General features: G+C 65.3%; 23 protein-coding genes. 16 read left to right on the top strand and 7 right to left on the bottom strand.

Annotation, left to right across the window (positions count from 1 at the left end):
* Window positions 1–2 precede the first annotated feature (2 nt).
* Window positions 3–893: a universal stress protein gene (locus ACMGGN_RS07950; protein WP_046786012.1), complete on the bottom strand. Its 891-nt coding sequence runs from the start codon at window positions 891–893 to the stop codon at window positions 3–5.
* Window positions 894–1051: 158 nt separating this feature from the next.
* Here ACMGGN_RS07950 and hisN point away from each other — a divergent pair, with 158 nt between their 5' ends.
* Window positions 1052–1843 carry a histidinol-phosphatase gene (gene hisN / locus ACMGGN_RS07955; RefSeq protein WP_115274630.1) on the top strand — a complete coding sequence of 264 codons (792 nt, stop codon included), beginning with the start codon at window positions 1052–1054 and terminating at the stop codon, window positions 1841–1843.
* A gap of 172 nt (window positions 1844–2015) precedes the next feature.
* Window positions 2016–2747 carry a hypothetical protein gene (locus ACMGGN_RS07960; RefSeq protein WP_115275530.1) on the top strand — a complete coding sequence of 244 codons (732 nt, stop codon included), beginning with the start codon at window positions 2016–2018 and terminating at the stop codon, window positions 2745–2747.
* A 6-nt stretch (window positions 2748–2753) separates the two neighbouring features.
* On the opposite strand, the gene ACMGGN_RS07965 is transcribed toward ACMGGN_RS07960, so the two are convergent.
* The gene (locus tag ACMGGN_RS07965; protein ID WP_174141923.1) at window positions 2754–3638 is read right to left on the bottom strand and encodes an alpha/beta hydrolase; all 885 of its coding nucleotides are present in this window, start codon (window positions 3636–3638) and stop codon (window positions 2754–2756) included.
* A gap of 313 nt (window positions 3639–3951) precedes the next feature.
* Between ACMGGN_RS07965 and ACMGGN_RS07970 the strand changes: the two genes are divergently transcribed.
* On the top strand, window positions 3952–4908 hold the full coding sequence (locus ACMGGN_RS07970; protein WP_119687142.1) for a helix-turn-helix transcriptional regulator: 957 nt from the start codon (window positions 3952–3954) through the stop codon (window positions 4906–4908).
* Window positions 4909–5003: 95 nt separating this feature from the next.
* Here the strand turns inward: ACMGGN_RS07970 and ACMGGN_RS07975 are convergent, their stop codons facing one another.
* Together ACMGGN_RS07975 and ACMGGN_RS07980 are read right to left on the bottom strand one after the other, a co-directional pair.
* Window positions 5004–6155, bottom strand: coding sequence for an acyl-CoA dehydrogenase family protein (locus tag ACMGGN_RS07975; RefSeq protein WP_115274632.1), 1152 nt, complete (start codon window positions 6153–6155; stop codon window positions 5004–5006).
* Between the two features lie 16 nt (window positions 6156–6171).
* The gene (locus ACMGGN_RS07980; protein WP_161871819.1) at window positions 6172–7242 is read right to left on the bottom strand and encodes an enoyl-CoA hydratase/isomerase family protein; all 1071 of its coding nucleotides are present in this window, start codon (window positions 7240–7242) and stop codon (window positions 6172–6174) included.
* 283 nt (window positions 7243–7525) lie between these two features.
* Here ACMGGN_RS07980 and mdcA point away from each other — a divergent pair, with 283 nt between their 5' ends.
* The 9 genes from mdcA to madM are packed head-to-tail and all read left to right on the top strand — an operon-like array spanning window position 7526 to window position 14820.
* A complete protein-coding gene (gene mdcA / locus ACMGGN_RS07985; RefSeq protein ID WP_039602996.1) occupies window positions 7526–9187 on the top strand; it encodes a malonate decarboxylase subunit alpha in 1662 nt (553 codons plus the stop codon).
* Window positions 9187–10125, top strand: a complete 939-nt coding sequence (locus ACMGGN_RS07990; RefSeq protein WP_204918124.1) for a triphosphoribosyl-dephospho-CoA synthase — start codon at window positions 9187–9189, stop codon at window positions 10123–10125. The genes mdcA and ACMGGN_RS07990 overlap by 1 nt, the downstream gene beginning before the upstream one ends.
* Window position 10126: 1 nt before the next feature.
* The gene (locus ACMGGN_RS07995; protein ID WP_012314731.1) at window positions 10127–10426 is read left to right on the top strand and encodes a malonate decarboxylase subunit delta; all 300 of its coding nucleotides are present in this window, start codon (window positions 10127–10129) and stop codon (window positions 10424–10426) included.
* Window positions 10419–11267, top strand: a complete 849-nt coding sequence (locus tag ACMGGN_RS08000) for a biotin-independent malonate decarboxylase subunit beta (protein ID WP_119687139.1) — start codon at window positions 10419–10421, stop codon at window positions 11265–11267. Before ACMGGN_RS07995 ends, ACMGGN_RS08000 begins: the two co-directional genes overlap by 8 nt.
* On the top strand, window positions 11264–12055 hold the full coding sequence (mdcE, locus tag ACMGGN_RS08005) for a biotin-independent malonate decarboxylase subunit gamma (RefSeq protein ID WP_204918122.1): 792 nt from the start codon (window positions 11264–11266) through the stop codon (window positions 12053–12055). Before ACMGGN_RS08000 ends, mdcE begins: the two co-directional genes overlap by 4 nt.
* 1 nt (window position 12056) lies before the next feature.
* Window positions 12057–12671 carry a malonate decarboxylase holo-ACP synthase gene (locus ACMGGN_RS08010; protein WP_115274636.1) on the top strand — a complete coding sequence of 205 codons (615 nt, stop codon included), beginning with the start codon at window positions 12057–12059 and terminating at the stop codon, window positions 12669–12671.
* A complete protein-coding gene (mdcH, locus tag ACMGGN_RS08015; protein WP_115275532.1) occupies window positions 12668–13588 on the top strand; it encodes a malonate decarboxylase subunit epsilon in 921 nt (306 codons plus the stop codon). The genes ACMGGN_RS08010 and mdcH overlap by 4 nt, the downstream gene beginning before the upstream one ends.
* Before the next feature lie 60 nt (window positions 13589–13648).
* A complete protein-coding gene (madL, locus tag ACMGGN_RS08020) occupies window positions 13649–14050 on the top strand; it encodes a malonate transporter subunit MadL (protein ID WP_115274637.1) in 402 nt (133 codons plus the stop codon).
* Between the two features lie 5 nt (window positions 14051–14055).
* A complete protein-coding gene (gene madM, locus ACMGGN_RS08025; protein ID WP_012314725.1) occupies window positions 14056–14820 on the top strand; it encodes a malonate transporter subunit MadM in 765 nt (254 codons plus the stop codon).
* 48 nt (window positions 14821–14868) lie between these two features.
* Here madM and ACMGGN_RS08030 read toward each other — a convergent pair whose 3' ends face one another.
* Window positions 14869–15780 (bottom strand): LysR substrate-binding domain-containing protein, encoded by a 912-nt coding sequence (locus tag ACMGGN_RS08030; RefSeq protein ID WP_012314724.1) that lies wholly within the window; start codon window positions 15778–15780, stop codon window positions 14869–14871.
* A gap of 123 nt (window positions 15781–15903) precedes the next feature.
* Between ACMGGN_RS08030 and ACMGGN_RS08035 the strand changes: the two genes are divergently transcribed.
* The 3 genes from ACMGGN_RS08035 (at window position 15904) to ACMGGN_RS08045 (ending at window position 19717) form a co-directional block, all read left to right on the top strand.
* Window positions 15904–16752, top strand: coding sequence for a helix-turn-helix transcriptional regulator (locus ACMGGN_RS08035; protein ID WP_046786023.1), 849 nt, complete (start codon window positions 15904–15906; stop codon window positions 16750–16752).
* A 69-nt stretch (window positions 16753–16821) separates the two neighbouring features.
* Entirely contained in the window at window positions 16822–18312 is a 1491-nt protein-coding gene (locus ACMGGN_RS08040) for an aldehyde dehydrogenase (RefSeq protein WP_115274638.1), read from the top strand.
* Window positions 18313–18334: 22 nt separating this feature from the next.
* Window positions 18335–19717, top strand: coding sequence for an aspartate aminotransferase family protein (locus ACMGGN_RS08045; protein WP_115274639.1), 1383 nt, complete (start codon window positions 18335–18337; stop codon window positions 19715–19717).
* A 188-nt stretch (window positions 19718–19905) separates the two neighbouring features.
* On the opposite strand, the gene ACMGGN_RS08050 is transcribed toward ACMGGN_RS08045, so the two are convergent.
* Both ACMGGN_RS08050 and ACMGGN_RS08055 read right to left on the bottom strand, forming a co-directional pair.
* Complete coding sequence (locus ACMGGN_RS08050) at window positions 19906–21906, bottom strand: peptidase U32 family protein (protein WP_115274640.1); 2001 nt, start codon at window positions 21904–21906, stop codon at window positions 19906–19908.
* A gap of 154 nt (window positions 21907–22060) precedes the next feature.
* Window positions 22061–22420, bottom strand: a complete 360-nt coding sequence (locus ACMGGN_RS08055; RefSeq protein ID WP_115274641.1) for a RidA family protein — start codon at window positions 22418–22420, stop codon at window positions 22061–22063.
* Window positions 22421–22572: 152 nt separating this feature from the next.
* Here ACMGGN_RS08055 and ACMGGN_RS08060 point away from each other — a divergent pair, with 152 nt between their 5' ends.
* Complete coding sequence (locus ACMGGN_RS08060; RefSeq protein WP_115274642.1) at window positions 22573–23268, top strand: tRNA (adenine(22)-N(1))-methyltransferase; 696 nt, start codon at window positions 22573–22575, stop codon at window positions 23266–23268.
* Window position 23269 lies beyond the last annotated feature (1 nt).

The raw sequence follows: 23269 nt of genomic DNA on the forward strand, positions 1-23269 counted from the left end.
CCTCAACGCACCCCTTTGACCGCCAGCACATTGCACAACGGATGCTCCAGCACATGCGCCGTGGTCCCGCCCAGGAACGTCTGCATGGCGTCATGCCGGTGGTTGCCCATCACGATCACATCGACCCGGCCGTGGCTGACGAACTGGGCGATCGCCCGAATCGCTGCACCTTCCAGAAAGTGTCGGCGTTCCAGCGGGACCTGGTGATGGTCACCCAGGCGATTGAACGCTGCCCGTTGCGCGGTGCGCACACTGCCCTCGAAACCGGGCATGGTCACCGTGCCGGCGCCGAAGTCGGCGAGATGGGTCCTGGCCGCATCGCATACATGCAACAGGTGCAGTTCGGCGTTGCACTGCAGGGCCAAGGCATGGGCGCAGTGGATCACCTGCTCGTCCAGGTGTTCGCCGGCACCGTGGCTGTTGAGGTCGACGGCGACGGCGATTTGCCGGGGCAGCGGCAGGCGAATGTCGCTGACCAGGTGCACGGCCACCGGGCTGTCCTTGAGCAGTTGCCAGTCCAGCGGTGTGACCAACAGGCGCTTGAGCACCGGTTCGTGCTGTACATCCTTGATCAGCAAATCACAGCCCAACTGCTCGATGCGCTCGATCACGCTGCCCAGCGGATCACGGGTGAGCAGCAGTTCGGTGGACACATCCAGGCCGTCATCGCGCAATTGCTCGGTGGCATCGGCCAGCCACTGGCGGTTGTCGGCAAGCAGCCGCTCGCGCTCACGGCCGTCGCTCATCAGGCCAAAGGTGTCGACATCGTCGACGAAGACATTGATATCCAGCAGGGCACCGCTGGATTCAGCCAACGCCGCCGCGCGTTGCAGCGCGGGCGTGTAACGCATCTGCGGGCCGAGCATGACTAACAAACGCTTGAACTGGCTCATCGCACACCTCCACGTGTGGGCAGCCCCCCGGTTCATGCCTGTTGATCTGGTCTGTTCAGTCTAGGCGGCAGCGGGCTTGCCCGCGAATACGCAGGCGTCTACTGCCAAAGGGTTTGTCGGGTATGATGCCAGCCCCATCATTTCACGAGGCCCGTTTCATGTCCCTGAGTGCTGAACAGACCGGCGAATTCCGCGCCTTCGCCGAGCAGTTGGCCGATGCCGCTGCAGCCGCGATCCAGCCGTACTTTCGTGCCAGCCTGGACGTCGAGGACAAGGGCGGGCGCCTGTACGACCCGGTGACCGTGGCCGACAAGGCTGCCGAAGACGCCATGCGCACGCTGATCCAGGCGCGTTACCCGGAACACGGCATTCTTGGCGAAGAGCAGGGTGTGGCAATCGGCAGCAGCCCATTGACCTGGGTGCTCGACCCCATCGATGGCACTCGCGCCTTCATCACCGGCCTGCCACTGTGGGGCACGCTGATCGCCCTGAACGATGGTACCCGCCCCGTGCTGGGGGTGATGAACCAACCTTTCACCGGTGAGCGTTTCGTCGGTACCCCCGAAGGTGCGTGGCGCAGCGGCACGCCATTGAAGACCCGCGCCTGTGCAGACCTGGCGGCGGCAACCTTGATGTGCACGACGCCAGACATGTTCGATACCCCAGAGCGCAAGGCTGCGTTCCAGGCCGTGGCTGACAAGGCGCGGCTGATGCGCTACGGCGGCGATTGCTACGCCTACTGCATGCTGGCCTCGGGGTTTGTCGATGTGATCGTCGAAGCGAGCCTGCAACCGTATGACGTGCAGGCGCTGATGCCGATCATCGAAGGGGCGGGCGGGGTGATCACCGCTTGGGATGGCAGTTCGGCACAGCACGGCGGCTGTGTGGTGGCGTGTGGTGATCCGGTACTGCACGCTCAAGTGGTGCAGATGCTGCGCCACGCCATGTGATCGCTGGTTGCAGGGCTTTCATGGGCGCCAGCCTGGCAGACCTAGGCAAGCCGGCGAGCAGGTGCACTGACTTGCGGTAGCCCCGCCATCGCACTTTTTCCGGTTTGCGGGCTCTATGCTTGGCCAGGCCGCGCCGATCCCCGGCACGGCCGCCGATTTCGACCCGGTGCCGATGGTTGCAAGCAAACCCGTATTCTTCCCGCGCCTGCTGCTGGCAGGCACACTGGTCTGCCTGGGCGCCTGCACCCAGCAGCAAGGCCAGGACATCGTCAGCCAGTTCGGCAACGGCAAGCCCAGCGAGCTGTTCCAGACCAGTGTCGACCGCATGGCGACGCTGGCCATGCGCGACAACCTGCAGAGCCTGTACCTGCTGATGAACAAGCTGTACCTGCGCAACCCCAGCCAGTGGAAGATGTCCGGTTACCTCGATGCCGCCACTGCAGAGCGGCAGATCCGCATTGCCATCGAACAGCGTCAACCCTTGGCGCAGCTGGGTAACCGTCGCGACCTCGTTGCCTTGAGTTATGCCCTGAGCCCGGAGTTTCGCGGTGACCGGGTCGGTGCGTTCATCTACGCCATCGGCAGCATGCTGATCACCGCACACGGTGGGCGAACCGAGTTCTACATGACGGACACCATCGACCCTTTGTTCGTCAACAACGCCGCTCGCAACATCGAAAAGGCCACCTGGATGCTCAGCCAGCGCCAGGATGCCAATGGGGTATTGCTGCTATTTTCCAACGAGATTTCGCAGGAGGGCAGCAACCTGAGTTTTGCAGTGGAGTTCGGCAAGATCGTGGCGCGGCTGGATCTGCTGGCGCAACTGTTAGATGAGCGCTACCGGCGGATCGGGCTCAACTACGCGCAAAGCCTGTTGCTGATGAATTTCCTGCCGGTGCAGTGAACCCCGTTATAGCAATGCCCGAATCGCACGCTGATAGCGCTGGCCGGCGCGGCTCATGCTGTTGTTGTGGCTGGCCCCCGGTACCAGCAACAAGGTTTTGGGCTCCTGCGCCGCTTCGAACAATTGCTGGCTGAAACGCGGCGGCACGAAACGGTCGTCGAGCCCGTGCACCAGCAACAATGGCAGGCCGACGTCCTTGATCTTGTCCAGCGAATCGAATTTCTGCGACAGCAACCAGCGCACCGGCAGGGTGGTATCGGCCACGGCAGCGGCGACATCGCCCAGCGAGGTGAAGGTCGACTCCAGGATCAACCCCCGCGCCGGTGCTGTACCGCCGTCTTTCTGTGCCTGGCGCGCCAGGTCGGCAGCCAGCTCCACCGCCACTGCGCCGCCCAGTGAATGGCCAAAGATCAGGCGTTTGCCTGCATCGGGTTGCAGTTGGGCAAAACGCTCCCAGGCAATGCGCGCGTCTTCGTAAACTGTCGCTTCGGACGGCAGGCCGCCGCGGCTTTGGCCGAAGCCTCGGTAATCCACGGCCAGCACCGAATACCCCATGGCATGCAGCTGTTCGATGCGAAACAGCTGGCCGGTGAGGTTCCAGCGTACGCCGTGCAGGTAGAGGATGGCCGGCGCATCGGCGCGGCGGGCCGGCCACCACCAGGCGTGCAGGCTCTGGTTGGCGGCGAAGCTGCGCGGGCGCAGGTCCAGTTCCTGCACACCATTGGGCAGGCCGCGGAACCAGCTGGCCTGGCCAGGTTCGATACGGAATACCAGTTCGCGTTCCTTGTGCTGCAGCACGGCGCAGCCGGCCGGCAGGCCGACCATCAGGAAGGTGGCACACAGCCAGGTGAGCCAGCGACGGCGCAGGTGCGTAAGGAAGTAGGTGGGCATGCGGTTTTTTAACAGATCTGCAGGTTCTGATGTGGGAAAAGTTACCGGGTGGACGTGCAGGTTGGTTGCAAGCTGTTTCGTTCGATAACCGCCCAAGCGCTGCTCGCGCCTGTCCGATAGCCGCCCGGCCAATCCGAACATCTCATTGCCCAACCCCCATCTTTTGCTTAGTGTGGGACCAAGCCACCGGCGGTCAGCTGCCTTTAGAAACCCGACCCCGGCCCGGTAGAATGACCGTGAACGACCGCAACCACAGGCCCCAGGCCAGTAGGGTGCGGCGCCCAGAACAATAACGATGCCGAGTGCCTTGCCTATGGAAAGCCGCCTGCTGAGCGAGCGCAGTAGCGTGTTCCATCACGCCGACCCTTATGCGGTGTCCGATTACGTCAACCGTCATGTGGGCCAGCACTGCATCGGGCTGTCGCGCACCACGCATCCGCAGGCCAGCCTCAGCCACCGCAAGTTCGCCGAGCTCGACCTGTGCCGCATCAGCTACGGTGGCAGCGTGCGGGTCACCTCACCAGCCCTGGAAACCATCTATCACTTGCAGGTGCTACTCAACGGCAATTGCCTGTGGCGCGGGCATCAGCGCGAGCACCACCTGGTGCCGGGCGAGCTGCTGCTGATCAACCCCGACGACCCGGTGGACCTTACCTATTCCGAGGACTGCGAGAAGTTCATCCTCAAGGTGCCGACGCACATGCTCGACTCGATCTGCGAGGAGCAGCGCTGGCAGCGGCCTGAGGGAGGGGTACGGTTTTTGCGCAACCACTACCGGCTCGAAGAGCTGGACGGTTTCGTCAACCTGCTGGCCATGGTCTGCCATGAGGCCGAGGTGAGTGATTCGCTGCCGCGGGTGCAGGGGCACTACAGCCAGATCGTCGCCAGCAAGCTGTTGACGCTGATGAGCACCAACATCCGCCGGGAAAGCCTGGCTACGCCGGGGGCCAGCCTGGAGCGGATCCTGGACTACATCGACCGCAACCTCAAACTGGAGCTGGCAGCCGAGACGCTGGCCGAACAGGCCTGCATGAGTGTGCGTTCATTGTATGCGTTGTTCGATCGCCATCTGGGCACCACGCCCAAGCAGTACGTACGCCAACGCAAACTGGAGCGGCTGCATGCGTGCCTGAGTGATGGCAGTTGCGCGGTGCGCAGTGTGACGGAACTGGCGATGGATTACGGCTTCCTGCACCTGGGGCGGTTTTCCGAGACCTACCGCGAGCGTTTTGGGCAGCTGCCTTCGCAGACCTTCAAGCAACGGCGCTGACTTGACGGGCACAATCGCTGGCAAGCCAGTTGCTCCCACAGGAGCCCTGCCAGCCTGGCGGGCAGGGCTTTACCTGTGGGCCCCAGCGAGGAACATCACAACGGATAGTGCTTCAACTCCCTGGCAATCAACATCCGCTGGATCTCGCTCGACCCTTCATAGATCTGCGTGATGCGTGCGTCACGGTAATAGCGCTCGACCGGGTAATCTTCCAGGTAGCCATAGCCGCCATGCACCTGGATCGCCATCGAGCACACCCGCTCGGCCATCTCCGATGCGAACAGCTTGGCCTGTGACGCCTCCGACAGGCAGGGTCTGCCTGCGCTACGCAGGCGCGCGGCATGCAGGATCAGCAGCCGTGCGGCATTGACCTGCACCTGCATGTCGGCCAGCAGGTTGGCGATGCTCTGGTGCTCGTTGATCGGCTTGCCGAACTGCACCCGGTCGCGGGAATAGACCAGCGCAGCCTCGAACGCGGCACGGGCGATGCCCAGGGCCTGGGCCGCGATGCCGATACGCCCGCCTTCGAGGTTGGACAAGGCAATGGCCAGGCCCTTGCCACGCTCGCCCAACAGGTTGGCGGCGGGGATGCGGCAATTGTCGAAGGTGACGGCGCAGGTGTCGGATGCACGGATACCCATCTTGTGTTCGCTGCGATCGACCTTGAACCCCGGATTGTCGGTGGGTACCAGGAATGCGGAGAGGCCTTTCTTGCCCAGCTCTGGGTCGGTCACGGCAAAGACGATCGCCAGGCCCGCGCGGCGGGCGTTGCTGACGAACTGCTTGGCGCCATTGATCACCCATTGGCCGTCGATCAACTCGGCGCGGGTGCGCAGGTTGTGCGCTTCGGAACCGGCCTGTGGCTCGGTCAGGCAGAAGCAGCCGATCACCTCGCCGCTGGCCAGGCGCGGTAGCCATGCCTGCTGCTGCTCGGGCGTGCCATAGGCCAGCAGCGGGCCGCAGCCCACCGAATTGTGGATGCTCATCATCGCACCGGTGGCGCCACAGCCTGCGGAGATTTCCTCGACGGCCAGGGCATAGGCCACGTAGTCGGTGTAGCTGCCGCCGAAGTCTTCCGGCACCACCATGCCCAAGAGGCCCAGCTCACCCATCTTGCGCACCACGCCGTCATCGATCCAGCCGGCTTTTTCCCAGGCCTGGGCATGCGGGGCGATTTCGCCGCGGGCGAAGTCCCGGGCCATGTCGCGGATCATGATCTGCTCTTCGCTCAGTTCCAGGTCTTGCATCTGTGTACTCCCCGGCTCACAGGCCTTCGAAGAATTGGTCGACGCGCTGGCGTTGCAGGCCCGCCAAGGTCGGCGGGTTCCAGCGTGGCTGCTTGTCCTTGTCGATGATCAGGGCGCGCACACCTTCGATGATGTCGCCGTGCTGGAACCACTGGCGGTCAAGGTGCAGCTCCATGGCGAAGCACGCTTCCAGCGGCAGGTAACGGCCGCGGCGCAACATCTCCAGGGTAACCGCCATGGCCAGTGGCGAGCGGCTTTCCAGCTGGTCGGCGGTGGCCAGCGCCCACTGGTGGCTGTCGCCGATGCTGACTGCCCGCAGTTGCTCGATGATTGCTGCCATATCAGGCAGGGCGAAGAAGTGGTCGATGACCGGGCGCAGTTTTTCCAGCGGCGCGTCGTCCAGCACCTGGCTGCCCAGCTTCGCGAGCAGGTTTTGCAACGCCTTGAGCGGATGGGCGCCGAAGTCCAGTTGGTCGAGGCCTTCATCCAGTTCCGCGAGTTTTTCGCTTGGCAGGTACCAGTCGGCCAGCCCGCAATACAGCGCGTCGGCCGCCTGGATCTGCGCGCCACTGACGCCCAGGTAGGTGCCCAGCTCCCCGGGGATGCGCGAGAGGAAGTAGCTGCCGCCAACGTCGGGGAAATAGCCGATGCCGACTTCGGGCATCCCCAGCCGGCTGCGCTCGGTGACGATACGCAGGTCGCAGCCCTGTGCCAGGCCCATGCCGCCACCCAGGGTGAAGCCGTCCATCAGCACCAGCACCGGTTTGCGGTAGCGGTGGATCACCAGGTCAAGGGCGTATTCCTCGACGAAGAAGTCTTCGTGCAGCGTGTCGCCAGCCTTGTAGCTGTCATGCAGCGAGCGGATGTCGCCGCCGGCGCAAAAGCCTTTGGGGCCTTCGCCGCGCAGCACCACCGCTTGCACCTGCGGGTCATCGGCCCAGTGGTCCAGGTGCTGGCGCAGGCTGCGCACCATGTCGAGGGTCAGGGCGTTGAGGCCACTGGGGCGGTTGAGGGTGAGGTGGCCAATCTGGTTGCGGACCTCGGCCAGTACATGGGCCGTTGCCGAGGTATGAGCGTGCGCGGTCATCGCGTTCTCCCTGCTTTGTTATTGATTTTCCAAGTGAAGTCTGGAGTGCGCTGGAGGATCGGTGGATCCTGTCATGCAAAATTGCCCTGCACAATGGATATATCTGCAGGTGAGGCGTGCGTTTTTGCCATGGCTACGGCTTTGAGTTTTTCAGGGTCGTGCATTGCAGGCAACCTCCTTGCAACCATTACCCTGACCGTAACGATCACGCCCCCAGCTTGATTGATCACCCAACCCCCGCGTCCTACTGTGCCCCCACGACAGCGAACCCGTGGAGTCACCCATGACCATAACGAAGAATCCACCGCCGCAATGGTCCAGGCGGCGCGCCGAGAAGCAGCGCCGCCTGGAGCGGGTCCGTCACCTGGCCGACGGTGTGGTGCTGCCAACCGAGCGCATCGTCGAGGCACTGGAGCTGTTGATCGCCCCAGGGGACCGGGTGGTGCTCGAAGGCAACAACCAGAAGCAGGCTGACTTCCTCTCCCGTTCGCTGGCCAAGGCCGACCCCGAGCGCCTGCACGACCTGCACATGATCATGCCCAGCGTCAGCCGTGCCGAGCATCTGGACCTGTTCGAACGGGGTATCGCCCGCAAGCTCGACTTTTCTTTCGCCGGCCCGCAGAGCCTGCGCATCGGCCAGTTGCTGGAAGACGGCCTGCTCGAGGTCGGCGCCATTCATACCTACATCGAGTTGTATTCGCGCCTGCTGGTCGACCTGATCCCCAATGTCACTCTGGTCGCCGGGTTCATGGCTGACCGTGACGGTAATCTGTACACCGGCCCCAGTACCGAGGACACCCCGGCACTGGTGGAGCCGGCCGCCTTCAGCGATGGCCTGGTGATCGCCCAGGTCAACCAGCTGGTCGACCGCGTCGACGACCTGCCGCGCGTGGACATTCCGGCTTCCTGGGTGGACTTCGTGGTGGTCGCTGACCAGCCGTTCTACATCGAGCCACTGTTCACCCGCGACCCACGGCACATCAAACCGGTGCACGTGCTGATGGCGATGATGGCCATCCGCGGCATCTACGAAAAACACAACGTGCAGTCGCTCAACCACGGCATTGGTTTCAACACGGCCGCCATCGAGCTGATCTTGCCGACCTACGGCGAGTCGCTGGGCCTGAAGGGCAAGATCTGCCGCAACTGGACGCTCAACCCGCACCCCACGCTGATCCCGGCCATCGAGACCGGCTGGGTCGAAAGCGTGCATTGCTTCGGCACCGAACTGGGCATGGAAGACTACATCGCGCAACGCCCGGACGTGTTTTTCACCGGCCGCGACGGCTCGCTGCGCTCCAACCGCATGATGTGCCAGCTGGCCGGGCAGTACGCGGTCGACCTGTTCATCGGCGCCACCTTGCAGGTCGATGGTGATGGCCATTCCTCGACCGTCACCCGCGGCCGCCTGGCCGGCTTCGGCGGCGCACCCAACATGGGCCACGACCCCCGCGGCAGGCGCCACGCCACCCCGGCCTGGCTCGACATGACGGTGCCCGACACCTTGCTCGAACGCGGCCGCAAGCTGGTGGTGCAGATGGTCGAAACCTACCAGGAAGGCGGCAAACCGACCTTCGTCGAAACCCTGGACGCCGTGGACGTGGCGAAGAAGGCCGGCATGCCGCTGGCACCGGTGATGATCTACGGCGATGACGTCACCCACCTGCTGACCGAAGAGGGTATCGCGTACCTTTACAAGGCCCGCAGCCTGCAAGAGCGCCAGCAGATGATCGCCGCCGTGGCCGGGGTCACCGCCATCGGCTTGCGCCATGACCCCAAGGACACCTTGCGCCTGCGCCAGCAAGGCCTGGTGGCCTTGCCCGAAGACCTGGGCATCCGCCGTACCGATGCCAGCCGTGAACTGCTCGCTGCGCGCAGCATCGCCGACCTGGTGGAGTGGTCCGGTGGCCTGTACAACCCGCCCGCACGGTTCAGGAGCTGGTGATGCAACTATTCGATCTGCAACCCTATGATCCCCTTCACCGGGCCGGCCGCCCGCTTGAAAACTGCACGATCCCTGTGGGGGCAGGCTTGCCGGCGATCAGGCCGGCACCTGAAAACGCCATTCCCCTTGCCGACCGGCTGGCCGACCTGGCCGTGGAAGCCCTGCTGGACGAGGCCGACCTGTCACCCAAGCCCGGCCTGGTGGACCGGCGTAGCAGCGGCGCGCACAGCGACATGACGCTGGCCCTTATGCATGCCTCGGCGCTTGCCCTTTGGCCTTGCTTGCGGCAAATGGCCGACGCCGCCCAGGCCCATGGCGAGGTTGGCCTGGCGCTGCGCATCGAGCTGGGCCGTATCGGCCGTGAAGGGGAGGCTGCGATGCTGGCCACCACCGCCGGGGTCAATACCCACCGCGGCGCGATATGGGCCCTTGGCTTGCTGGTGGCCGCCCGGGCCCTGGATGCCCAGGCTGACGCGAGTACCGTCGCAGCCCGTGCCGGGCGCATCGCCCTGATCGATGACCCGGCCGCCACCGCCCACGACAGCCACGGCACCCAGGTGCGCCACCGTTACGGCGCCGGCGGTGCCCGCGAACAGGCGCAACAGGGCTTTCCTGCCGTGATCGAACACGGCCTGCCGCAACTGCGCCGCAGCCGCGCCAACGGTGTCAGCGAAAACCACGCACGCCTCGATGCCTTGCTGGCGATCATGGCCGCGCTGAGTGACACCTGCGTGCTCTGGCGCGCCGGCCCCGAGGGCCTGCAAACGCTCCAACAGGGCGCCCGCCATGTGCTCGCAGCCGGTGGCAGTGCCACCCTCGACGGCCGCCGCCACTTGCGCCTGCTGGACACCCAACTGTTGCAACTGAACGCCTCACCGGGCGGTGCCGCCGACCTGCTGGCCGCCTGCCTGTTCCTCGACAAAGCCGGGAGCCTGTGACATGGAAACCCTGACCTTTCAATTCCCTGCCGCCGAGCCTGGCCGTGGCCGCACCCTGGTGGGTTGCGTCAGCTCGGGCGACCTGGAAGTCCTGATGGAGCCCGGCACGGCCGGCAGCCTGAACATCCAGGTGGTGACCTCGGTCAACGGCAGCGGCGCCCGCTGGGAGCAACTCTTCCAGCGCCTGTTCCAAGGGCGCACGTGGCCGGCGGTGAACATCGACATCCATGATTTCGGCGCCACGCCTGGCGTGGTACGCCTGCGCCTTGAGCAAGGTTTCGAGGAGATCGCCCATGACTGACACCGAACGCTTGCTGCAGAGCCGCAGCTTCGTCGAACTGGGAGCGCGCCAGCGTGCCCGCACCTTGCTCGACCCAGGCAGTTTTCGCGAACTGCTAGGCCCGTTCGAGCGGCTGATGTCGCCGTGGTTGCCGCGCCAGGGCATCGTGCCCCAGGCCGACGACGGCGTGGTCATCGCCAAGGGCTTGCTCGGTGGCCGCAACACGGTCATCGCCGCCATCGAAGGCGCGTTCCAGGGCGGCAGCATGGGCGAAGTGGGCGGGGCCAAGATTGCCGGTGCGCTGGAGCTGGCCATAGAAGACAACCGCAACGGCACCCCGACCTGCGCCGTGCTGCTGCTGGAGACCGGCGGGGTGCGCCTGCAGGAGGCCAACCTGGGCCTTGCGGCGATTGCCGAGATCCAGGCGGCCATCGTCGAGCTGCGCCGCCATCAGCCGGTGGTCGGGCTGGTCGCAGGCTCGGTGGGCTGCTTTGGCGGCATGTCCATCGCAGCGGGGCTGTGCAGCCACCTGCTGGTGACCCGTGAGGCGCGCCTGGGCCTCAACGGCCCGCAGGTGATCGAGCAGGAAGCTGGCATCGCCGAGTACGACGCCAAGGACCGCCCCTTCATCTGGAGCCTGACCGGTGGCGAGCAACGATATGCCAGCGGCCTGGTGGATGGTTATGTGGCCGATGACGTCGACAGCATTCGCCAGCAGCTGCTGCAGTTGCTCGACGTACCCAGTGCCAACCGCGCAGGCCGCCACGCCTGGTACCTCGAGCGGCTTGCCAGCCTGGGCAATGACTGCCCGCAACTGGACGCCGCCGCCGTACGCGCCCTTTACCAAGGAGATGCCCCATGAACCGTGCCCTGAACTGGCTGCCAGGCCTGGCCGGCAGCGAAGCACTGCCAGGATATCCCGCCTCGCTGCGGGTCATCGACGGCGAGCTGGACAACCGCACGGCGCGCTTCATTGCCGTGGTGCCGGATGCGCACAACCCGTTCCCCCGGGCGCGCAACGGTGAAGTCGGCCTGCTCGAAGGCTGGGCCTTGGCCAAGGCGGTGAGCGAGGCGATTGAGCTGGACCGCGATGGCGAGAAGCGCGCCATCGTCGCGGTCATTGATGTGCCCAGCCAGGCCTATGGCCGCCGCGAGGAAGCCTTGGGCATCCACCAGGCGCTGGCCGCTGCGGTGCTGGCCTATGCCCAGGCACGCCTGGCCGGGCACCCGGTTATTGGCCTGCTGGTGGGCAAGGCCATGTCCGGTGCGTTTCTGGCCCACGGCTACCAGGCCCAGCGGCTGATTGCACTGGATGACAGCGGGGTGATGGTGCACGCGATGGGCAAGGCGGCGGCGGCGCGGATCACCTTGCGCAGCGTCGAAGAATTGGAAACCTTGGCCGCCGAGGTGCCGCCGATGGCCTACGACCTGGCCAGCTATGCCTCGCTGGGCCTTTTGTGGCGGCGCCTGAGTGTGGACAACGCGGATACCCCGAGCGCAAGCGATCTGGCCCAGGTGCGTGCGTGCCTGGCCGAAGCGCTGCGCGATATCGGCAACACGACCGACCTGACGTCACGGTTGGCCGGCGAGCACCGCAGTGCGTCCCGCGAAGTGCGTGCACGCTTGCGCAGCCAGTGGCAGGAGGCCTGAGATGAGCGCGCCGCAGCCACATGACCTGCTCTGGGGGATGACCCCGGCCGCGCTGCCTGTCGATGCCCCTGCCTGGGCCACGCAGGTACTGGCGGCCGGGCAGCCGGTGGTGGTGCGCCGTGCCTGCTGCGCGGCAGGTTGGGTGGCGGTGGGGCTGCGCGGGGAGGGGCGCGCGCAGCGCCTGGGTGTTCAGATGCGCGTGGCGGACATTCGCCGGCAACTGCGCCCCGAAGCCTTGCGCGGGCAGGGCGCGAGCCCCTGGGCCGCGCTACAGGCGCTGGCCAGCGTGGCCCCTGTGCTCGACGCCTGCGGGCTGGCCTGGGGGCCGACGGGTGGGGTGGGTTACCAGCTGGCTACAGGGGTTGAGGTGCTGCACGCGGCCAGCGACCTCGACCTGCTGCTACGCACACCGCGGCCCATGAGCCGGGCAAAGGCGCGTGAGTTGCTCGATAGCCTCGACTGCGGCCCTTGCCGTATCGACGTGCAACTGCAAACCCCTGCAGGTGGCATCGCCCTTCGCGAATGGGCCGGGGTGGCGCAGCGCGTGCTGCTCAAGTCGGCGCTTGGCGCACGGCTGGTGGCCGACCCATGGAACCTGCTGGAGTGCGCAGCGTGAGCAGCCTGTTCGCCTTCCCTGGCCAGGGCGCGCAGCAGGCGGGGATGCTGCATCGCCTGCCCGAAGGCTCGGCAGCGTTGCTGGAAGAGGCCAGCGATACGCTCAATGAACAGGTGCTGGCCCTGGACAGCCAGCAGGCATTGCAATCGACCCGGGCCGTGCAGTTGTGCCTGCTGTTGGCCGGGGTGGCCTGGGCGCGCACGTTATTGCAACGCAGCCCGGCCCCCGACTATGTGGCAGGGCTGTCGATAGGCGCCTACCCTGCCGCCGTCACCGCGGGCGCCCTGGCCTTTACCGATGCCGTACGCCTTGTGGCCCTGCGTGGTGAGCTCATGCAACGTGCCTACCCACAAGGCTACGGCATGACCGCTCTGAGTGGCCTGGATCTGGCCAGTGTCGAGCGCTTGTTGGCGCAGGTGGGCGGCGAGGTGTACCTGGCCAACCTCAACAGCGACAACCAGATCGTCATCGCCGGCAGCGACACGGCCATGGCCGAGGTTGCCGCCAGGGCGCGCAGCCGTGGCCAGGGCGTGGCCAGGCGCCTGGCGGTCAGCGTGCCCTCCCATTGCCGCTTGCTCGACGGCCCGGCGGCCGAGCTGGCACACGCGTTTGCCAGCGTTAAGATCAACCGCCCGCGCATCACCTACCTCAGTGGCAGCAGCGCGCGGCCGCTGTTGGACCCGCAACGCCTGCGTGACGACCTTGCCGGCAACATGGCCCGGCTCGTCGACTGGCGTGCTACGTTGCGCAACGCCTATGAGCGCGGCGTGCGCCTGCACCTGGAGCTACCGCCGGGCAGCGTGCTGACCGGCCTGGCCCGCCCGGTGTTCGAACAGGGGCGCGTGCTTGCCCTGGAGCAAACCCGACTCGATACAGTGGACGCCCTGCTGCGTCAGGAGGTCAGCCAGCGCCCATAAATGCCGTGTTTTTCGAAGGACAACAACAAGCAACTTCGACCCAACGCGAGGACAACAACAATGATCATCTACGGTGTGGCCTTTCTGGCCCTGTGTACCCTTGTAGGCCTGTTTATCGGTGAACTCCTGGGCAAGCTCCTGGGCGTACCAGCCAACGTCGGCGGTGTCGGCATCGCCATGCTGCTGCTGATTTTCATCGGCAGTTACCTCAACAAGCGTGGCCTGATCAAGGCCAAGTCCGAACAGGGCGTGGAATTCTGGAGCGCCATTTACATCCCCATCGTGGTGGCCATGGCCGCCCAGCAGAATGTGCTGGGCGCGTTGTCCGGTGGGCCGATGGCGATAACGGCAGGCGTCGTGGCGGTGGTCGCAAGCTTTGCCATGGTGCCGCTGCTGGACCGCATCGGGCAAAAGAAGCCTGAGGCGGGCACCGACAAACCCCTGACTGCTTCGCAACGGTGACCGCCATGTACGAATCCATGATGAAAGTGATCAACGGTTATGGCCTGGTCAGTGGTTTCGCGGTGATCGGCGTGACCATGTGGCTGTCCTACTGGTTCTCCGACAAGCTGACCCGCGGGCGTTTGCACGGCTCTGCCATCGCTATTTTCCTGGGCCTGGCGTTGTCTTACGTCGGCGGGGTGATGACGGGCGGGCAAAAAGGGCTGGTGGACATTCCGCTGCTGTCGGGCATCGGCCTGCTGGGCGGGGCCATGTTGCGGGACTTTGCCATCGTCGCCACGGCCTTTGGCGTCAACATCGAAGAACTCAAGCGCGCCGGGGTGTCCGGGGTGATATCGCTGTTCTTCGGCATCGGCACCTCGTTCGTCGCAGGGGTAGGGGTGGCCATGGCCTTTGGTTACACCGATGCGGTCAGCCTGACCACCATCGGCGCCGGGGCAGTGACCTATATCGTCGGGCCGGTGACGGGCGCTGCGATTGGCGCAAGCTCCGAGGTGATGGCGCTGTCGATTGCCGCCGGGCTGGTCAAAGCGATCCTGGTCATGGTGGTGACGCCGTTCGTGGCACCGATGATCGGTTTGAACAACCCGCGCACTGCGGTGATCTTCGGTGGCTTGATGGGCACCTCCAGCGGTGTGGCCGGTGGGCTGGCGGCGACCGACCCCAAGCTGGTGCCCTATGGCTGCCTGACCGCAGCCTTCTACACCGCCTTGGGCTGCCTGCTGGGGCCTTCGCTGCTGTACTTCTGCATGCGTGGCCTGGTGGCGTAGGCCGGCTTTGTCGCGGTGGTTCTGGCGAACCGCCGCGGTGTGCGCCGCTCAGTTTTCCCGGCTGTACATTCGGCATTCCGCCAGCAGCGCCAGCAGGTTGGGCTCGCGCTCCCGGGCCTTGAGGAACACCACGCCGATATGTTGCTGCAGCCGGTAACGCGGCTGCAGCGCAATCAGCTTCACCCGGTTTTCGTACACCGCAGCAATGCGCCCCGGCAACAGTGCAAAGCCCACCCCCGAACTGACCATGCTGAGCAGGGTGAAGATATCGTTCACCTGCATCGCCACCTTCGGCTCGAACCCGGCCTGCTGGAACACCCGTGCGCCATCGCGGTGGGTGGCAAAGCCTTGGGTCAGGGTGATGAAGGTGGACTCGGCCAGGTCCGCCAGGTCCACCTCCTGCTGCTCGGCAAACGGCGAATCAGTGGGCACGGCGAGGTAGATATCGTCGGAGAACAGCGGCAACTGCTCGCAGGCAGGGTCGGCCACGCTTTCATCCAGCGACACCAGCACCGCTTCCAGTTCATGGTTCTTTAGCCGCTGCAGCAGGTCGACATTCGAGCCCAGGGTCAGGTCGATGTTCAGCTCGCTGCGCCGCAGCTTCAGGCCCATCACCAGTTTGGGCACGGTCTTCACGGTCAGTGAATACAGGGCCCCGAGGCGGAAGCGTTCGGCGTAGAAACCGGCGGCCTCGCGGGTCTGGCGCACCATCTGCTCAGCGTCCTGGATCAACTGGCGGGCTTTCTTTTCCAGCACATAGGCGCTTTCCAGCGGAATCAGCTGACGGCCTTCGTGCTTGAACAGCGGGCAGCGCAGGGCGCTTTCCAGCGAATGAATGGCCCGGTGCACGCTGACCGCGCTGGTGGACAACTCGGCGGCAGCGCGGCCGAGGTTGCCGCTGCGCATGAAGGCGAGGAAAGTCTCGAGTTTTTTCAGGGTCAGTTCTTCGTCGATCAGCATGTTCAGGCCCTGAAGTGAAAGAGCTGCAGAGCATGCCACAACCTCACCCCGAAGGGTGATGGCCGCCCCCGGCATCCCATGCAAGAATCCCAACCATGACCACCCCGGCATGGGACGACGACAATGAGCAAAGACCGGCTGAAATCGCCCGACTGGTACGCGCAGATGGCCCGTGTCATCGACGCCCAAGGCACGCCGGGCTTCGTCGAGGCGCTGTTCGCCGCGCTCAAGTTGCTTGCGCCGTGCCAGGCCATCACGGTGTTTCTTTACCCACGCAAGGGCCTGCCTTCGGCGTTGTTCGTCAAGGACGAAGAGGGCCCATGGCTGCCCGAAGGCAACGTGCAGCGCTACCTGGAAGGCTATTACCTGCTGTGCCCGTTCTACCGTGCCTGCATGGACAGTGTGGCTGCCGGCTGCTTTCGCCTCAGCGACGTTGCCCCCGACCATTTCAAGCGCAGCGAGTACTACCTGTCGTTCTACCAGCACGCACACCTGGAGGACGAACTGAACTTCATCGTCCCTCTGGATGAACACCTGACCATCGCCGTGGCCCTGGCCAGTACCCGCCGCCTGGACCGTCAGCAGGTCAGTGACCTCAAATGTGTCGCACCCTGGGTGGTGGCCGTGGTGCGGCGCCAGTGGAGCCACCTGGATGTCGACGCCGTGGGCGGGCGCTTCGAAAGTGCTCTGGGCCGGCAGATCAACGCCGCGCTGAACAACTTCGGCTCCTCGCTGCTCACCGAGCGCGAATGCCGCATCGCCCAGTACCTGCTGCGCGGCCACTCCACGCGCTCGCTGGCCGAGCGCCTGGGCATCAGTGAAGACACGGTCAAGACCCACCGCAAGAACCTCTACACCAAGCTCGACATCGCCAAGCAGTCCGAGCTGTTCTCGCTGTTCATCGATTCGCTGGCCCAGGCCCAGGAAGGCTTGAGCAAGGACCCGCTGGAAAGTTACCTGCGAAGGCGCTGACGGCGCCACGGCCACCCACACCTACAACAACTGCAACCGGCCGCCCGCGCGGCCGCAAGGGAGACCTGCGTGCATACGAAAAGCGATTGGCAGCAGCGCGCTGCAAGGCAAAGCTTCATCACCACGGCGCTGATCGACGGCCGCCCGCTGGCGGCGCAGTCAGGGGTGACCTTTGATGCCATCAACCCGGCCAACCGGCAGTTGCTGGCCCAGGTCGCCGCTTGCGGCGATACCGAAATCGACCAGGCTGTGCGTTCGGCGCGTCGCGCCTTCGAGCAAGGCCCCTGGGCGCGCATGGCACCTGCGGCACGCAAGGGCGTGTTGCTGCGCTTGGCCGAACTGATGATGGCCCACCGCGAGGAGCTGGCGTTGCTCGACTCGCTGAACATGGGCAAGCCGGTGATGGACGCCTACACCATCGATGTGCCCGGCGCGGCCAACGTATTCGCCTGGTACGGCGAGGCGCTGGATAAGGTCTACGATCAGGTCGCGCCAACCGCAGGCAATGCCCTGGCCACGGTCACGCGCGAAGCGCTGGGCGTGGTCGGCGCCGTGGTGCCGTGGAATTTCCCGCTGGACATGGCTGCCTGGAAGGTCGCCCCGGCGCTGGCCGCCGGCAACAGCGTGGTGCTCAAACCCGCCGAGCAGTCGCCGTTCTCGGCCCTGCGCCTGGCCCAACTGGCGCTTGAGGCAGGCGTGCCCGAAGGTGTGCTGAACGTGGTGCCGGGCCTGGGTGAAAGCGCTGGCCGTGCCCTTGGCCTGCACCCGGATGTGGATTGCCTGGTGTTCACCGGCTCCACCCAGGTGGGCAAGTACTTCATGCAGTACTCGGCGCAATCCAACCTCAAACAGGTGTGGCTGGAGTGTGGCGGCAAGAGCCCGAACCTGGTGTTCGACGACTGTCAGGACCTGGACCTGGCAGCGGAGAAAGCGGCCTTCGGCATCTTCTTCAACCAGGGCGAAGTGTGCTCTGCCAATTCGCGCTTGTATGTGCAGCGCTCGGTCCACGACGAGTTCGTCGAGCGCCTGCTGGCCAAGGCCCGCCAGTGGCTGCCCGGCGACCCCCTGGACCCGGCCAGCCGCGCCGGTGCCATCGTCGACGACGCCCAGAGCGCACGTGTCATGGCTGCCATCGAGCAGGCCCAGGGCGACGGCGCACGCCTGTTGTGCGGCGGCCAGCGGCTGACCTTCAACGGCTCGAACAACTTCATCGCGCCAACGGTGTTCGCCGACGTGCGCCCGGATTCGGCCCTGGCCCGCGAAGAAGTGTTCGGCCCGGTGCTGGCGATCACTGCCTTTGACGACGAAGCGCAGGCCGTACGCCTGGCCAACGACAGCGTTTATGGCCTGGCCGCTTCGCTGTGGAGCGACGACCTCAACCGCGCCCACCGCGTGGCCCGGCAGTTGAAGGCGGGCACCGTCTCGGTCAACACGGTCGATGCCCTCGATGTGGCGGTGCCCTTTGGCGGCGGCCGCCAGTCGGGCTTTGGCCGCGACCTGTCGCTGCACGCCTTCGACAAGTACACCCAGCTCAAGACCACCTGGTTCCAGCTGCGCTGACCCTCACTCACGGAGAACAACAATGAACGCACCCTTCCAGCCGCAACGCGACACCCGCGACTACCAGGCCAGCGACGCGGCCCACCACATCCACGCTTTCCTTGACCAGAAGGCGCTCAACGCCGAAGGCCCACGGGTCATCACCCGCGGCGAACGCCTGTACCTGTGGGACAACGACGGCAGGCGCTACCTGGACGGCATGTCCGGGCTGTGGTGCACCCAGCTGGGTTACGGGCGCAAGGACCTGACCGCCGCCGCCGCCGCGCAGATGGACCAGCTGGCGTACTACAACATGTTCTTCCACACCACCCACCCGGCGGTGATCGAGCTGTCCGAACTGCTCTTCAGCTTGCTGCCCGGGCACTACAGCCACGCGATCTACACCAACTCCGGCTCCGAGGCCAACGAGGTGTTGATCCGCACCGTGCGCCGTTACTGGCAGGTGGTCGGCCAGCCGAACAAGAAGATCATGATCGGCCGCTGGAACGGCTACCACGGCTCGACCCTGGCCGCCACAGCGCTGGGCGGCATGAAGTTCATGCACGAGATGGGCGGGCTGATTCCGGACGTGGCACACATCGACGAGCCGTACTGGTACGCCGAGGGTGGCGAGCTGACGCCGGCCGAGTTCGGCCGCCGCTGCGCCTTGCAGCTGGAAGAGAAGATCCTCGAGCTGGGCGCAGAGAATGTCGCAGGCTTTGTGGCCGAGCCGTTCCAGGGCGCAGGCGGCATGATTTTCCCGCCGGAAAGCTACTGGCCGGAAATCCAGCGCATCTGCCGCCAGTATGATGTGCTGCTGTGCGCCGACGAGGTGATCGGTGGCTTTGGCCGTACCGGTGAATGGTTCGCCCACGAGTACTTTGGCTTCGAGCCGGACACCCTGTCCATCGCCAAAGGCCTGACGTCGGGTTACGTGCCCATGGGCGGCCTGGTGCTGAGCAAGCGCATCGCCGAAGCGCTGGTGGAGCGTGGCGGGGTATTCGCCCACGGCCTGACATATTCCGGGCACCCGGTGGCGGCCGCAGTGGCCATCGCCAACCTCAAGGCGCTGCGCGACGAAGGCATCGTGCGCCAGGTCAAGGACGATACCGGCCCGTACCTGCAGCGCATCCTGCGTGAGGCGTTTGCCAACCATCCGTTGATTGGCCAGGTGCAGGGCGCGGGGCTGGTGGCGGCGTTGCAGTTCGCCGAGGACAAGGGCAGCCGCAAGCGTTACGCCAACGAGAACGACCTGGCCTGGCAGTGCCGCACCTACGGGTTCGAGGAAGGTGTGATCATCCGTTCGACGCTGGGGCGGATGATCATGGCGCCGGCGCTGGTGGCCACGCATGGCGAGCTCGATGAGCTGGTGGACAAGACGCGCATTGCCGTGGACCGGACGGCGCGGGGGTTGGGGATTCTGTGATGGTGTAAAGGCGGCCGCTGCGCAGGTCTCGCGGTTGTTGTAGGAGCGGCCTTGTGTCGCGAAAGGGCCGCGAAGCGGCCCCAGGTTTTTGCATCGCTGCTGGTCAGCTGGGGCCGCTTCGCAGCCCTTTCCGACCGGTCCGGCGCCCCGGCAAGGCCGCTCCTACAGGCCACAGGGGCGTATCACGCTCAGTGCGGTGCCCGCGGGATGGTCTTGAGCAGGTCTTCCGGGCTGATGTGCCCGACCACCTGAGCCACCGCACTGCCGGGTGTCGGCAGGTCGATGATGTGGCTCTTCATCTTGCCGACCACGTGCATTTCGCACGGCTTGCAGTCGAACTTCAGGGTCAGCACTTCATCGCCCTGGATCAACTGCATCGGCGCCACCTTGGTGCGCACGCCGGTCACACCCTTGGCCTGTTTGGGGCACAGGTTGAACGAGAAACGCAGGCAGTGCTTGGTGATCATCACCGGCACTTCGCCGTGCTCCTCGTGCGCTTCGTACGCAGCATCGATCAATTGCACGCCGTGGCGGTGGTAGAAGTCGCGGGCCTTCTGGTTGTAGACGTTGGCCAGGAACGACAGGTGCGACTCCGGGTACACCGGCGGCGGCGTGGTCTCGGCCTTGCGCCCGCCACGCGGGTGGGCCTTGATGCGCGCCTCGGTCAGCGCCTCGATGGCTTCGCGGCGCAGGGCCTTGAGCTGCGAGTTGGGGATGAAGTACGCCTGCGGTGCGTCCAGCACGATGGCATTGGCGTGATACATCGTGGTACCCAGCTGGCCGAGCAGGTCGTGCAACTGGTCCAGGGCCTGCTGCGGCTTGTTGGCTGCGCCGAACGGGCCATCCAGGGCGACCTGCACGCTTACGCCTTCTTCACTGCAGACGCTGAGCATCAGGCGCTGTTCGGTGAGCACGGCGTGCCACTCCACACCTACCCGGCGCTCGGCCGAGGTGCGCTGCAGGGCCTGCTGCCAGTTGTGGTCCAGGTTGCGCGACAGCGGGTGGTTGGGCCGCAGCTTGTGCAGGCCCTCGGGCATCTCGTTGGGTTCGACCCGGTAGCGGTAGCGCTTGTGGCCGTCTTCTTCGAACTCGCCGCGCGGCTCGGCGATGTTGGCCCGGAAGCCCACCACGTCACGCTTGACCAGCACGTTGAGGCCGTCGCCGTTGGTCAGCGGCACTTCGGTGACCACCTGCAGGTCACGCTTGCCGACTTTTTCCACCACACCTACCGGCAGGCCGGTGAAGGTTGGTGAGTCGAAAGCGCCGATGTCCACCTTGCGGTCGGTGACGAAGTAGTCGGTGCTGCCGCGGTGGAAGGTCTTGTCCGGGTCGGGTACGAAGAAGTGCTCGGTGCGGCCGCTGGAGGCGCGGGCCAGGCCCGGGCGGTCTTCGAGAATGGCGTCGAGTTCTTTGCGGTAGTGGGCGGTGATGTTCTTCACATAGCCCATGTCCTTGTAGCGGCCCTCGATCTTGAACGAGCGCACGCCGGCATCGACCAGGTCGCGCAGGTTGGCGGTCTGGTTGTTGTCCTTCATCGACAGCAGGTGCTTCTCGAACGCCACCACACGGCCCTGGTCATCCTTGAGGGTGTACGGCAGGCGGCAGGCCTGCGAGCAGTCACCACGGTTGGCGCTGCGGCCGGTCTGGGCGTGGGAAATGTTGCACTGGCCGGAGAAGGCCACGCACAGCGCGCCGTGGATGAAGAACTCGATGGCCGCGTCGGTTTCGGCGGCGATGGCGCGGATCTGCTGCAGGTTCAGTTCACGGGCCAGTACCAGCTGGGAGAAGCCGGCCTGGTCAAGGAATTTGGCCCGCTCCAGGGTACGGATGTCGGTCTGGGTGCTGGCATGCAGCTCGATCGGCGGGATGTCCAGTTCCATCACCCCCAGGTCCTGCACGATCAGCGCATCGACGCCGGCGTCGTACAGCTGATGGATAAGCTTGCGCGCTGGTTCCAGCTCGTTGTCGTGCAGGATGGTGTTGATGGTGGTGAACACGCGGGCGTGATAGCGCCGGGCGAACTCTACCAGCTCGGCGATTTCGCCCACTTCGTTGCAGGCGTTGTGGCGCGCGCCAAAGCTCGGGCCACCGATGTAGATGGCGTCAGCTCCGTGCAGGATCGCTTCACGGGCGATGGCCACGTCACGGGCAGGGCTGAGCAGTTCCAGGTGATTCTTTGGAAGGGACATGTCGTTATAGGTTCGGGCTGTCACGGTAGGGCGGCATTGTAGCGGGGAAATGGGCGGGTGGCATGCTTTGGCTGCCCAGAGGTGTTTTGCCGGTAGTGCGCCCTGCTTGGGTTGGGGCCGCCTTGCAGCCCCTGGCGTTGAGACAACCGCTCTATCAGCCCTTGGCCGCCATCGCGGTCACTTCGACACGCATTTGCGGGTACGCCAGCGCCGCCACGCCCACGGCAGCGCGCACCGGCCACGGCTTGCTGAAGAAACGCTGGTACACCTCGTTGAAGGCAGCGCGGTCGGTCATGTCAGTGAGGTAGATGGTCAGGTGCATGACCCGATCCATGCCGCTGCCGGCCTTTTCCAAGGCCTCTTTCAGTGCCTGCAGGGTGCTTTCGCTCTGCTGCACGATATCGCCGTCCAGATCGGCTGGAATCTGGGTGGTGACCAGCACGCCGTTGAACTCGGCGACGTCGGAAGAAATGGACTCGGCATCGGAATCCGGGGTGAAGATGATGTTGGCCATAAAGTGGTTTTGCCTTGCGACGGAAGGAAAGCCGCAAGCCTACGCGAGCACGGCGCAGGGGTCGAGCCACAGGGCACCGCTTGGCCCGCGCGCATTGTAATACCGCGCCACGGCGGTCAGAATCGCGCCGATTGTTGAGCAAGGGGCTTGAGTTGAACGAACAGACATTGTCGATGCGCCTGGAGCGTGTGGCGGCGCATGTGCCGCAAGGCGCGCGCCTGGCCGATATCGGCTCGGACCACGGCTACCTGCCGGTGGCCTTGGCGTTGCGTGGGGTGATCGAAGCGGGGGTGGCCGGGGAAGTGGCGCAAACGCCTTATGCTTCGGCCCAGCGCAACGTGCGCCGCAACGGCCTGCAGGAACACATCACCATTCGCCTGGCCGATGGCCTGGAGGCGATCCAGGCGCAAGACCGCATTTCGGCGGTGAGTATCTGCGGCATGGGCGGCGACACCATGTGCGAAATCCTGGAGCGGGGCAAGGCACGCCTGAGCGGCAGCGAGCGGTTGATCCTGCAACCCAATGGCGGTGAGGGTGAGCTACGGGCCTGGCTGATGGCCAACGGCTACCGGATCGTTTGCGAAGAGGTGTTGCGCGAGAACCGCTTCGACTACGAGATCATCGTTGCCGAGCCGGGCGGGGCAGTCGTCTATAGCGCCGAAGAGCTGTATTTCGGCCCGCTGCTGATGCGGGAGAAAAGTCCGGCGTTTGTCACCAAGTGGCAGCGCATGCTGCGTCAGAAGCAGCAGACCTTGGCCAACTTCGAACGTGCCCGGGATGCGATCGCGCCACACAAGCTGCAGGACTTTGCCAGGCAGGTTGGCTGGATCACCCAGGTGCTGGCCTGAA

This window comes from Pseudomonas sp. BNK-30, assembly GCF_047456185.1.
Taxonomy (GTDB): domain Bacteria; phylum Pseudomonadota; class Gammaproteobacteria; order Pseudomonadales; family Pseudomonadaceae; genus Aquipseudomonas; species Aquipseudomonas putida_E.